Origin of the sequence: Pseudomonas sp. 11/12A, from assembly GCF_000800055.1 — a bacterium.
GTDB classification, from domain to species: Bacteria; Pseudomonadota; Gammaproteobacteria; order Pseudomonadales; family Pseudomonadaceae; genus Aquipseudomonas; species Aquipseudomonas mohnii.
The window spans coordinates 4,761,864-4,771,340 of record NZ_JUGV01000001.1 but is presented as its reverse complement, the minus strand read 5'-3'; the positions used below and the strand labels follow the sequence as shown (position 1 = coordinate 4,771,340).

At 54.4% G+C, this 9,477-nt stretch carries 21 protein-coding genes; all 21 read left to right on the top strand.

The genetic code is table 11. The features are described from left to right. The first annotated feature begins 15 nt into the window (after window positions 1-15). The 21 genes from rpsS to rpsD all read left to right on the top strand — a co-directional run bounded on the left by rpsS (window position 16) and on the right by rpsD (window position 9,470). Window positions 16-291, top strand: a complete 276-nt coding sequence (gene rpsS / locus GQ39_RS22015; protein ID WP_002555486.1) for a 30S ribosomal protein S19 — start codon at window positions 16-18, stop codon at window positions 289-291. Window positions 292-302: 11 nt separating this feature from the next. Then, window positions 303-635, top strand: coding sequence for a 50S ribosomal protein L22 (gene rplV, locus GQ39_RS22010; protein WP_003103908.1), 333 nt, complete (start codon window positions 303-305; stop codon window positions 633-635). A gap of 13 nt (window positions 636-648) precedes the next feature. Beyond that, window positions 649-1,335 carry a 30S ribosomal protein S3 gene (gene rpsC, locus GQ39_RS22005; protein WP_003176422.1) on the top strand — a complete coding sequence of 229 codons (687 nt, stop codon included), beginning with the start codon at window positions 649-651 and terminating at the stop codon, window positions 1,333-1,335. A 12-nt stretch (window positions 1,336-1,347) separates the two neighbouring features. Then, window positions 1,348-1,761, top strand: coding sequence for a 50S ribosomal protein L16 (rplP, locus tag GQ39_RS22000; protein WP_025215754.1), 414 nt, complete (start codon window positions 1,348-1,350; stop codon window positions 1,759-1,761). Further along, window positions 1,761-1,952, top strand: a complete 192-nt coding sequence (rpmC, locus tag GQ39_RS21995; RefSeq protein ID WP_002555481.1) for a 50S ribosomal protein L29 — start codon at window positions 1,761-1,763, stop codon at window positions 1,950-1,952. The genes rplP and rpmC overlap by 1 nt, the downstream gene beginning before the upstream one ends. A 2-nt stretch (window positions 1,953-1,954) precedes the next feature. Beyond that, window positions 1,955-2,221: a 30S ribosomal protein S17 gene (gene rpsQ, locus GQ39_RS21990; protein WP_003176419.1), complete on the top strand. Its 267-nt coding sequence runs from the start codon at window positions 1,955-1,957 to the stop codon at window positions 2,219-2,221. A gap of 23 nt (window positions 2,222-2,244) precedes the next feature. Next, entirely contained in the window at window positions 2,245-2,613 is a 369-nt protein-coding gene (rplN, locus tag GQ39_RS21985; protein ID WP_002555479.1) for a 50S ribosomal protein L14, read from the top strand. A gap of 11 nt (window positions 2,614-2,624) precedes the next feature. Next, window positions 2,625-2,939 carry a 50S ribosomal protein L24 gene (rplX, locus tag GQ39_RS21980; RefSeq protein ID WP_003186046.1) on the top strand — a complete coding sequence of 105 codons (315 nt, stop codon included), beginning with the start codon at window positions 2,625-2,627 and terminating at the stop codon, window positions 2,937-2,939. 20 nt (window positions 2,940-2,959) lie between these two features. After that, window positions 2,960-3,499: a 50S ribosomal protein L5 gene (gene rplE / locus GQ39_RS21975; RefSeq protein WP_003210069.1), complete on the top strand. Its 540-nt coding sequence runs from the start codon at window positions 2,960-2,962 to the stop codon at window positions 3,497-3,499. 13 nt (window positions 3,500-3,512) lie between these two features. Next, entirely contained in the window at window positions 3,513-3,818 is a 306-nt protein-coding gene (gene rpsN / locus GQ39_RS21970; RefSeq protein WP_003176414.1) for a 30S ribosomal protein S14, read from the top strand. 209 nt (window positions 3,819-4,027) lie between these two features. Continuing rightward, a complete protein-coding gene (rpsH, locus tag GQ39_RS21965; protein ID WP_008065722.1) occupies window positions 4,028-4,420 on the top strand; it encodes a 30S ribosomal protein S8 in 393 nt (130 codons plus the stop codon). Window positions 4,421-4,432: 12 nt separating this feature from the next. Further along, window positions 4,433-4,966: a 50S ribosomal protein L6 gene (gene rplF / locus GQ39_RS21960; protein ID WP_003176412.1), complete on the top strand. Its 534-nt coding sequence runs from the start codon at window positions 4,433-4,435 to the stop codon at window positions 4,964-4,966. Between the two features lie 10 nt (window positions 4,967-4,976). Further along, complete coding sequence (gene rplR / locus GQ39_RS21955; RefSeq protein WP_003186037.1) at window positions 4,977-5,327, top strand: 50S ribosomal protein L18; 351 nt, start codon at window positions 4,977-4,979, stop codon at window positions 5,325-5,327. 3 nt (window positions 5,328-5,330) lie between these two features. Next, a complete protein-coding gene (rpsE, locus tag GQ39_RS21950; RefSeq protein ID WP_003186035.1) occupies window positions 5,331-5,831 on the top strand; it encodes a 30S ribosomal protein S5 in 501 nt (166 codons plus the stop codon). 2 nt (window positions 5,832-5,833) lie between these two features. Then, window positions 5,834-6,010: a 50S ribosomal protein L30 gene (gene rpmD, locus GQ39_RS21945; RefSeq protein WP_003176408.1), complete on the top strand. Its 177-nt coding sequence runs from the start codon at window positions 5,834-5,836 to the stop codon at window positions 6,008-6,010. Between the two features lie 3 nt (window positions 6,011-6,013). After that, window positions 6,014-6,451 carry a 50S ribosomal protein L15 gene (gene rplO / locus GQ39_RS21940; protein WP_003228720.1) on the top strand — a complete coding sequence of 146 codons (438 nt, stop codon included), beginning with the start codon at window positions 6,014-6,016 and terminating at the stop codon, window positions 6,449-6,451. Further along, the gene (gene secY, locus GQ39_RS21935; RefSeq protein WP_003228718.1) at window positions 6,452-7,780 is read left to right on the top strand and encodes a preprotein translocase subunit SecY; all 1,329 of its coding nucleotides are present in this window, start codon (window positions 6,452-6,454) and stop codon (window positions 7,778-7,780) included. Window positions 7,781-7,807: 27 nt separating this feature from the next. Then, complete coding sequence (rpmJ, locus tag GQ39_RS31725; RefSeq protein WP_002555468.1) at window positions 7,808-7,924, top strand: 50S ribosomal protein L36; 117 nt, start codon at window positions 7,808-7,810, stop codon at window positions 7,922-7,924. A gap of 130 nt (window positions 7,925-8,054) precedes the next feature. After that, window positions 8,055-8,411, top strand: a complete 357-nt coding sequence (rpsM, locus tag GQ39_RS21930; RefSeq protein WP_008374135.1) for a 30S ribosomal protein S13 — start codon at window positions 8,055-8,057, stop codon at window positions 8,409-8,411. A 30-nt stretch (window positions 8,412-8,441) separates the two neighbouring features. Beyond that, complete coding sequence (rpsK, locus tag GQ39_RS21925; protein ID WP_002555466.1) at window positions 8,442-8,831, top strand: 30S ribosomal protein S11; 390 nt, start codon at window positions 8,442-8,444, stop codon at window positions 8,829-8,831. A gap of 18 nt (window positions 8,832-8,849) precedes the next feature. Beyond that, window positions 8,850-9,470, top strand: coding sequence for a 30S ribosomal protein S4 (gene rpsD / locus GQ39_RS21920; protein WP_003176404.1), 621 nt, complete (start codon window positions 8,850-8,852; stop codon window positions 9,468-9,470). Window positions 9,471-9,477 lie beyond the last annotated feature (7 nt).

The following is a 9,477-nucleotide window of genomic DNA, read 5'->3' as shown; positions in this document are numbered from 1 at the left end:
TAGAGGGATACGACAGTGCCACGTTCTCTGAAAAAAGGTCCTTTTATCGATCTTCACCTACTGAAGAAGATCGAAGTGGCGGCGGAAAAGAACGATCGCAAACCAGTTAAAACCTGGTCGCGTCGCTCGATGATCCTGCCACAAATGGTCGGTCTGACCATCGCAGTACACAACGGTCGTCAACACGTCCCAGTTCTCGTTAACGAAGACATGGTCGGCCACAAACTGGGCGAGTTCGCCGGTACCCGCACTTATCGTGGGCACGTGGCAGACAAGAAAGCCAAGCGTTAAGGGGTTAGGAAATGGAAGTAGCCGCTAAGTTGTCGGGCGCTCGAATCTCCGCCCAGAAAGCCCGCTTGGTCGCCGACCAGATCCGCGGGAAGAAGGTGGGCGAAGCGCTCAACCTGTTGGCTTTCAGCAGTAAGAAAGCCGCCGAGATCATGAAGAAAGTGCTGGAGTCGGCCGTAGCCAACGCCGAGCATAACGAAGGCGCAGACGTTGATGACCTGAAAGTCAGCACCGTTTTCGTTAACGAAGGGCGTTCGCTGAAGCGCATCATGCCACGTGCCAAAGGCCGTGCTGATCGCATCGTCAAGCGGTCTTGCCATATCACTGTCAAGGTTGCTGACAAGTAACGGAGTCGAAGAGATGGGTCAGAAAGTACATCCCATTGGCATTCGCCTGGGAATCGTCAAGGAGCACACCTCCGTCTGGTACGCAGACGGTCGGACTTATGCGGACTACTTGTTCGCTGATCTGAAGGTGCGTGAGTATCTCCAAGACAAACTAAAAAGCGCGTCCGTAAGCCGTATCGATATCCATCGTCCGGCCCAAACTGCACGTATCACCATTCACACCGCTCGCCCAGGTATCGTTATCGGGAAGAAAGGTGAAGATGTTGAGAAACTGCGTCAGGACCTGACCAAGCAAATGGGTGTGCCTGTGCACATCAATATCGAAGAGATCCGCAAGCCGGAGCTCGACGGTATGCTGGTTGCGCAGAGCGTAGCTCAGCAGCTGGAGCGTCGCGTTATGTTCCGTCGCGCTATGAAGCGCGCTGTACAGAACGCAATGCGCATTGGTGCCAAAGGCATCAAAATCCAAGTGAGCGGTCGTCTCGGCGGTGCTGAAATCGCACGTACTGAATGGTATCGCGAAGGTCGTGTGCCACTGCACACCCTGCGTGCCGACATCGACTATGCCAACTACGAAGCTCACACCACCTACGGTGTGATCGGTGTAAAGGTTTGGATCTTCAAAGGCGAAGTAATTGGTGGTCGCCAAGAAGAACTGAAACCACAAGCACCAGCGCCTCGTAAAAAAGCTGCTAAGTAAGGGGTACGCCAAATGTTGCAACCAAAGCGTACGAAGTTCCGCAAGCAAATGACTGGTCACAACCGTGGCCTGGCATTGCGCGGTAGCAAAGTCAGCTTCGGCGAGTTCGCGCTGAAGTCTGTTGCTCGTGGTCGTCTCACCGCTCGTCAGATCGAGTCAGCGCGTCGTGCTCTGACACGTCACGTAAAACGTGGCGGCAAGATCTGGATCCGTGTATTCCCGGACAAGCCGATCTCCAAAAAACCTCTCGAGGTTCGGATGGGTAAAGGTAAGGGTAACGTCGAATACTGGGTAGCCCAGATTCAGCCAGGCAAAGTCCTGTATGAAATCGAGGGTGTAACTGAAGAGCTGGCGCGTGAGGCTTTTGCCCTGGCTGCTGCAAAGCTGCCGCTCGCCACCGCCTTTGTTAAACGGACGGTGATGTGATGAAAGCGAATGAACTTCGTGAAAAATCCGCACAGCAGCTGAACGAGCAACTGCTCGGCTTGCTGCGCGACCAGTTCAATCTGCGTATGCAGAAAGCAACTGGCCAGTTGGGGCAGTCTCATCTGCTCTCGCAAGTTAAGCGTGACATCGCTCGCGTGAAGACTGTGCTCAACCAGCAGGCAGGTAAGTAATCATGGCTGAAGCCGAAAAAACTGTCCGTACGCTGACTGGCCGTGTTGTCAGCGACAAGATGGACAAAACCATCACCGTTCTGATCGAGCGTCGCGTAAAGCACCCGATCTACGGTAAATACGTTAAGCGTTCGACTAAGCTGCACGCGCACGACGAAACCAATCAGTGCCACATCGGCGACAAAGTCACTATTCGTGAAACTCGTCCTTTGGCCAAGACCAAGTCTTGGGCGCTGGTTGATGTTCTCGAACGCGCTGTGGAAGTCTAAGGACTAGGGGTCGGAGAAATTATATGATTCAGACTCAATCCATGCTCGATGTGGCCGATAACAGCGGCGCTCGCCGCGTTATGTGCATCAAGGTGCTGGGTGGCTCCCATCGTCGTTACGCTGGTATCGGTGACATCATCAAAGTTACCGTGAAGGAAGCAATTCCTCGCGGTAAGGTGAAAAAAGGCCAAGTGATGACTGCTGTTGTAGTCCGCACTCGTCACGGCGTACGTCGTGCTGATGGCTCCATTATCCGCTTTGATGGCAACGCTGCTGTTCTTCTGAACAACAAGCAAGAGCCAATCGGCACCCGTATCTTTGGGCCAGTGACCCGTGAACTTCGTACTGAGAAGTTCATGAAGATCGTCTCGCTCGCCCCAGAAGTGCTGTAAGGAGATCCGACATGCAAAAGATTCGTCGTGACGACGAGATCATCGTGATCGCCGGCAAAGACAAAGGTAAGCGCGGTAAGGTGCTGAAGGTTCTTGCTGACAACCGTCTGGTTGTTGGTGGTCTGAACCTGGTCAAGCGTCATACCAAGCCTAACCCGATGTCGGGCGTACAGGGCGGTATCGTCGAGAAAGAAGCGCCACTGCACGCTTCCAACGTCGCCATCTTCAACGGCGAAACCAACAAGGCTGACCGCGTTGGTTTCAAAGTAGAAGACGGTAAGAAAATTCGTGTCTTCAAGTCGACCCAAAAAGCGGTTGATGCTTGAACACTGCTAGGTAGAAGACCATGGCACGACTAAAAGAGATTTACCGGAAGGAAATCGCTCCGAAACTTAAGGAAGAACTTAAGCTTTCGAACGTGATGGAAGTTCCGCGCGTTACCAAAATCACCCTGAACATGGGTCTGGGCGAAGCGATCGGCGACAAAAAAGTCATCGAGCACGCTGTTGCTGACCTGGAAAAGATCACCGGCCAGAAAGTCGTTGTGACCTACGCTCGCAAATCCATCGCTGGCTTTAAAGTCCGTGAAGGTTGGCCGATCGGCGTCAAAGTGACCCTGCGCCGTGAGCGTATGTACGAGTTCCTGGATCGTCTGCTGTCGATCTCCCTGCCTCGGGTTCGCGACTTCCGCGGCCTGAATGCCAAGTCCTTCGATGGTCGTGGCAACTACAGCATGGGCGTGAAAGAGCAGATCATCTTCCCGGAAATCGACTACGACAAGATCGATGCTCTCCGCGGTCTGGACATCACCCTGACCACCACTGCCAAGAACGATGATGAAGGCCGCGCTCTGCTGCGTGCGTTCAAATTCCCGTTCCGCAACTGATTGGAGTAGGACCATGGCCAAGATGAGCATGAAAAACCGCGAGCTGAAGCGTCAGCTCACGGTTGCCAAGTACGCCAAGAAGCGTGCAGCACTGAAAGCTATCATCGTTGATCTGAACGCAAGTCCAGAAGCGCGTTGGGAAGCTACAGTAGCCCTGCAGAAGCAGCCACGTGACGCAAGCGCTTCGCGCATGCGTAACCGCTGCCGCCTGACCGGTCGTCCACACGGCGTTTACCGCAAGTTCGGCCTCGGCCGTAACAAACTGCGTGAAGCGGCAATGCGTGGTGATGTACCAGGTCTGGTTAAAGCTAGCTGGTAAGTACTGTCAAAGTCTCGGTGGTCGGAATCGCAAGATCCTGACCACCGGTGGCCTTGAATCTGAATCAAGCCCCTTTTGGGGCTTGATTCATTTCTGGGGTGTGTCTAGAATACCCGGCTCGCCTGAGCCCGTGTTTTCTATGCTCGGAGATTCTCGGCGACACGTAATAGCCGCAAGGCTAATTTTTTTGTATTAGGAGCGTCTAGCCCATGAGTATGCAGGACCCGTTAGCGGACATGCTAACTCGTATCCGTAATGCCCAGATGGCTGAAAAGTCCGTCGTAAGCATGCCATCTTCCACGTTGAAGGTAGCTGTTGCCAAAGTCCTGAAGGACGAAGGTTACATTGCGGGTTATCAGATCAGCAGCGAAACAAAGCCACTGCTGTCCATCGAGCTGAAATACTTCGAAGGCCGTCCGGTTATCGAAGAAGTGAAGCGCGTTAGCCGTCCAGGCCTGCGTCAGTACAAGTCCGTCGATGATCTGCCAAAAGTTCGTGGCGGTCTCGGTGTGTCTATCGTCTCCACCAACAAGGGTGTGATGACTGATCGTGCTGCGCGCGCTGCCGGTGTCGGCGGCGAAGTTCTTTGCACTGTGTTCTAAGGGGGGATAAGCATGTCTCGCGTCGCTAAGAACCCCGTTAAGCTGCCAGCCGGTGTCGAAGTAAAATTCGCAGGCCAACAGCTTTCGGTGAAGGGTGCCAAGGGCACTCTCGAACTGAACATCCATTCGTCCGTTGAGATTGTTGAAGAAGCTGGTGAGCTGCGTTTCGCTGCTCGCAATGGCGATCAACAAACTCGCGCAATGGCTGGTACCACTCGTGCGTTGGTAAACAACATGGTCCAAGGCGTAAGCCAAGGCTTCGAGCGCAAGCTCCAGCTGGTCGGTGTTGGTTACAAAGCGCAAGCAAAAGGCACAGTGCTGAACCTGGCTCTTGGCTTCTCGCATCCAGTGGATTACGAACTGCCGGAAGGCATCACCGCTGAGACTCCTAGCCAGACCGATATCCTGATCAAGGGCATCGACAAGCAGCTGGTAGGTCAAGTGGCCGCCGAGATCCGCGACTTCCGTCCACCAGAGCCGTACAAAGGCAAAGGTGTGCGCTACGCGGACGAAGTCGTCCGTCGTAAAGAAGCCAAGAAGAAGTAGGGCATAGCAAATGACCGACAAAAAAGTTACTCGACTGCGTCGCGCTCGCAAAGCACGCCTGAAAATGCACGAACTCGAAGTCGTGCGTCTCTGCGTGTTCCGCTCTTCGCAGCACATTTACGCCCAGGTCATTTCGGCCGACGGCAACAAAGTCCTGGCAAGCGCCTCGACTTTGGATAAAGAACTGCGTGATGGCGCCACTGGCAACATCGACGCGGCCACTAAGGTTGGCCAGCTGGTCGCTACGCGTGCTAAGGCCGCTGGCGTCTCGCAGGTGGCTTTCGACCGCTCTGGCTTCAAGTACCATGGCCGCGTTAAAGCGTTGGCTGATGCTGCTCGTGAAGCTGGGCTGGAGTTCTAAGTTATGTCAAATAACGACCAAAAGCGCGACGAAGGCTACATTGAGAAGCTGGTTCAAGTTAACCGCGTAGCCAAAACCGTTAAAGGCGGCCGTATCTTCACTTTCACCGCGTTGACCGTGGTTGGTGATGGTAAAGGGCGCGTTGGCTTCGGCCGTGGCAAGTCGCGTGAAGTGCCTGCTGCGATCCAGAAGGCAATGGAAGCTGCTCGCCGCAACATGATCCAGGTTGATCTGAACGGCACCACTCTGCAGTACGCAATGAAGTCCGCTCACGGCGCTTCGAAGGTGTACATGCAGCCTGCTTCTGAAGGTACCGGTATCATCGCTGGCGGCGCTATGCGTGCCGTTCTCGAAGTTGCTGGCGTTCAGAACGTTCTGGCCAAGTGCTACGGCTCGACTAACCCGGTAAACGTGGTTCACGCCACTTTCAAAGGTTTGAAGGCTATGCAGTCTCCTGAATCCATTGCCGCCAAGCGTGGCAAAAGCGTCAAGGAGATCTTCTGATCATGGCTACCGTTAAAGTTACGCTGATCAAAAGCATGACCGGCCGCATCCCTAACCACAAACTGTGCGTTAAGGGTCTGGGTCTGCGTCGCATCGGTCACACTGTAGAAGTCCAGGATACTCCCGAGAATCGCGGGATGATCAACAAGGCTTACTACATGCTGCGTGTCGAGGGTTAATCGATGAAACTCAATGATCTGAGTCCAGCGCCGGGTTCCCGTCGCGAAAAGCATCGTCCGGGCCGTGGTATCGGTAGTGGTTTGGGTAAGACTGGTGGCCGTGGCCACAAAGGTCAGACTTCCCGCTCCGGTGGCACCATTGCTCCAGGCTTTGAAGGCGGTCAACAGCCGCTGCATCGTCGCCTGCCGAAGTTCGGTTTCGTTTCCCTGAAAGCCATGGATCGCGCAGAAGTGCGTCTGTCCGAGCTGGCTAAAGTGGAAGGCGACATCGTCACCGTGCAGTCCCTGAAAGATGCCAACGTGATCAACGTCAACGTACAGCGTGTGAAAATCATGCTGTCCGGTGAAGTGACTCGCGCTGTCACTATCGGCAAGGGAATCGGCGCCACCAAAGGTGCGCGTGCGGCTATCGAAGCAGCTGGCGGCAAGTTCGAGGAATAAATGGCTAAGCAAGGTGCTCTCTCTGCGCTCGGCAAAGGCGGTATGTCTGAACTCTGGGCTCGTCTGCGTTTTCTGTTCTTGGCGATTATCGTCTACCGAATAGGCGCACACATCCCGGTTCCAGGTATCAACCCGGACCGACTCGCGGACCTGTTTCGACAGAATGAGGGGACCATTCTTAGCTTGTTCAACATGTTTTCCGGCGGCGCGCTGGAGCGGATGAGCATCTTTGCACTGGGGATCATGCCGTACATTTCGGCATCGATCATCATGCAGCTGATGACAGCCGTCAGCCCGCAGCTGGAGCAGTTGAAGAAGGAAGGTGAAGCTGGCCGTCGCAAGATCAGCCAGTACACCCGCTACGGCACTGTCGTCCTCGCTCTCGTTCAAGCCATTGGCATGTCCATTGGTCTGGCGGGGCAGGGCGTAGCGTTCACTGGTGACTTTGGCTTCCATTTCGTCGCGGTATCCACTTTTGTGGCTGGTGCGATGTTCATGATGTGGCTGGGTGAGCAGATTACTGAGCGTGGTGTTGGCAACGGTATCTCGATGTTGATTTTTTCGGGTATCGTCGCCGGTCTTCCGAGAGCGATCGGGCAGTCTTTCGAGTCTGCACGTCAGGGTGATATCAACATCTTCGCCCTGGTTGCCATCGGTTTGCTGGCAGTAGCGATTATCGGTTTCGTGGTGTTCATTGAGCGTGGCCAGCGTCGTATTGCTGTTCACTACGCCAAGCGTCAGCAGGGTCGCAAGGTCTTTGCTGCGCAGACCAGCCACTTGCCGCTGAAGGTGAACATGGCCGGTGTTATTCCGGCTATTTTCGCGAGCAGCATATTGCTGTTCCCGGCTTCGTTGGGTGCCTGGTTCGGCCAGTCTGAAGGTATGGGCTGGTTGCAGGACATCTCGCAGTCGATCGCTCCTGGTCAGCCGTTGAATATTCTGCTGTTTAGTGCAGGGATTATTTTCTTCTGCTTCTTCTATACGGCGTTGATGTTCAATCCGAAAGACGTAGCGGAAAACCTGAAGAAGTCCGGTGCCTTTATTCCGGGCATCCGTCCAGGTGAGCAGTCTGCGCGCTACATTGATGGCGTTCTGACTCGCTTGACCATGTTCGGTGCTCTTTACATGACGGCCGTCTGCCTGTTGCCCCAGTTCCTGGTGGTTGCAGCCAACGTTCCGTTCTACCTTGGCGGGACCTCGTTGCTGATCGTGGTCGTGGTTGTGATGGACTTCATGTCCCAAGTACAATCGCACCTCGTTTCGCACCAGTACGAATCCCTGATGAAGAAAGCCAACCTGAAGGGTTACGGCAGCGGCATGTTGCGCTGAGTACCCATAAGGTTCGAGGAGTTGGTGATGAAAGTTCGTGCATCGGTGAAAAAGCTGTGCCGTAACTGCAAGATTATTCGCCGCGAAGGTGTTGTTCGAGTAATTTGCAGCGCGGAACCGCGTCACAAACAGCGCCAAGGCTGAGTGTGATTGTGCTTCAAGCCCGGCAGCTAGTGCGCTGCCGGGTTGATTATTTGTTATTACAGCGATATTATCTCGCGCCCTATTTCTTGGCTTCCGGGGCGTAGGTAGCTGTCAATTGGAGTCCCACTGAATGGCCCGTATTGCAGGCGTTAACATTCCAGATAACAAGCATACTGTTATCTCGCTGACCTACATCTATGGTGTTGGTCGCACTACTGCACAGAAAATTTGTGCAGATACTGGGGTAAACCCAGCAGCAAAGATCAAGGATCTGAGCGACGAGCAAATTGAACAGCTGCGTGGCGAAGTGGCGAAGTTCACCACTGAAGGTGACCTGCGTCGCGAAATCAACATGAAAATCAAGCGCTTGATGGACCTCGGTTGCTATCGCGGTCTGCGTCATCGTCGTGGTCTTCCAGTACGCGGTCAGCGTACCAAGACCAACGCGCGTACCCGTAAAGGTCCGCGTAAGCCGATCCGCAAGTAATCGCCCCAGCGAATCGACAGGAAATTAATCATGGCAAAACCTGCTGCTCGTCCTCGTAAAAAAGTTAAAAAGACAGTGGTTGATGGCATCGCCCACATCCATGCATCTTTTAACAACACCATCGTGACCATTACCGACCGTCAAGGTAACGCTCTTTCCTGGGCTACCTCCGGTGGTTCGGGTTTCCGCGGTTCCCGCAAGTCCACCCCGTTTGCTGCTCAAGTAGCTGCTGAACGTGCTGGTCAAGCTGCGCTGGAATACGGCCTGAAAAACCTCGACGTAAACGTCAAAGGTCCAGGTCCAGGTCGTGAATCCGCAGTCCGCGCTTTGAACGGCTGTGGCTACAAGATCGCCAGCATCACCGACGTGACGCCAATCCCGCACAACGGGTGCCGTCCGCCGAAGAAGCGCCGCGTGTAATCCAGGAGATTGTAAAGAATGGCTCGTTACATTGGTCCAAAATGCAAACTCGCTCGTCGCGAAGGCACCGATCTCTTCCTGAAGAGCGGCGTGCGCGCGATCGAATCGAAGTGCAACATTGAAGCAGCACCTGGTATCCACGGTCAGCGCCGCGGTCGCCAGTCCGATTACGGCACCCAACTGCGTGAAAAGCAGAAGGTCCGTCGTATCTACGGCGTTCTCGAGCGTCAATTCAGCGGCTACTACAAAGAAGCTGCTGGCAAGAAAGGGGCAACTGGCGAAAACCTGTTGCAACTGCTCGAATGCCGTCTGGACAACGTTGTATACCGTATGGGCTTTGGTTCGACTCGTGCCGAATCCCGCCAACTGGTATCGCACAAGTCGATCAGCGTAAACGGTCAGACCGTTAACGTACCGTCCTACCAGGTTCGTGCTGGTGACGTGGTCGCTGTTCGCGAGAAAGCAAAAAATCAACTTCGCATTGTCCAAGCTCTCGATCTGTGTGCCCAACGTGGCCGCGTAGAATGGGTAGAAGTAGACACTGAGAAGAAGTCGGGCGTTTTCAAGAACGTTCCAGCTCGCAGTGATCTGTCCGCCGACATCAACGAAAGCCTGATTGTCGAGCTCTACTCCAAGTAAGGGCTAG

Coding starts and splice junctions, on each gene's coding strand:
- rpsC (WP_003176422.1), top strand. CDS start 649: ATGGGTCAGAAAGTACATCCCATTGGCATTCGCCTGGGAATCGTCAAG.
- rpsE (WP_003186035.1), top strand. CDS start 5,331: ATGTCAAATAACGACCAAAAGCGCGACGAAGGCTACATTGAGAAGCTG.
- rpmD (WP_003176408.1), top strand. CDS start 5,834: ATGGCTACCGTTAAAGTTACGCTGATCAAAAGCATGACCGGCCGCATC.
- rplF (WP_003176412.1), top strand. CDS start 4,433: ATGTCTCGCGTCGCTAAGAACCCCGTTAAGCTGCCAGCCGGTGTCGAA.
- rplN (WP_002555479.1), top strand. CDS start 2,245: ATGATTCAGACTCAATCCATGCTCGATGTGGCCGATAACAGCGGCGCT.
- rpmC (WP_002555481.1), top strand. CDS start 1,761: ATGAAAGCGAATGAACTTCGTGAAAAATCCGCACAGCAGCTGAACGAG.
- rpsD (WP_003176404.1), top strand. CDS start 8,850: ATGGCTCGTTACATTGGTCCAAAATGCAAACTCGCTCGTCGCGAAGGC.
- secY (WP_003228718.1), top strand. CDS start 6,452: ATGGCTAAGCAAGGTGCTCTCTCTGCGCTCGGCAAAGGCGGTATGTCT.
- rplR (WP_003186037.1), top strand. CDS start 4,977: ATGACCGACAAAAAAGTTACTCGACTGCGTCGCGCTCGCAAAGCACGC.
- rpmJ (WP_002555468.1), top strand. CDS start 7,808: ATGAAAGTTCGTGCATCGGTGAAAAAGCTGTGCCGTAACTGCAAGATT.
- rpsH (WP_008065722.1), top strand. CDS start 4,028: ATGAGTATGCAGGACCCGTTAGCGGACATGCTAACTCGTATCCGTAAT.
- rplV (WP_003103908.1), top strand. CDS start 303: ATGGAAGTAGCCGCTAAGTTGTCGGGCGCTCGAATCTCCGCCCAGAAA.
- rplO (WP_003228720.1), top strand. CDS start 6,014: ATGAAACTCAATGATCTGAGTCCAGCGCCGGGTTCCCGTCGCGAAAAG.
- rpsK (WP_002555466.1), top strand. CDS start 8,442: ATGGCAAAACCTGCTGCTCGTCCTCGTAAAAAAGTTAAAAAGACAGTG.
- rpsN (WP_003176414.1), top strand. CDS start 3,513: ATGGCCAAGATGAGCATGAAAAACCGCGAGCTGAAGCGTCAGCTCACG.
- rplX (WP_003186046.1), top strand. CDS start 2,625: ATGCAAAAGATTCGTCGTGACGACGAGATCATCGTGATCGCCGGCAAA.
- rplE (WP_003210069.1), top strand. CDS start 2,960: ATGGCACGACTAAAAGAGATTTACCGGAAGGAAATCGCTCCGAAACTT.
- rpsQ (WP_003176419.1), top strand. CDS start 1,955: ATGGCTGAAGCCGAAAAAACTGTCCGTACGCTGACTGGCCGTGTTGTC.
- rpsM (WP_008374135.1), top strand. CDS start 8,055: ATGGCCCGTATTGCAGGCGTTAACATTCCAGATAACAAGCATACTGTT.
- rplP (WP_025215754.1), top strand. CDS start 1,348: ATGTTGCAACCAAAGCGTACGAAGTTCCGCAAGCAAATGACTGGTCAC.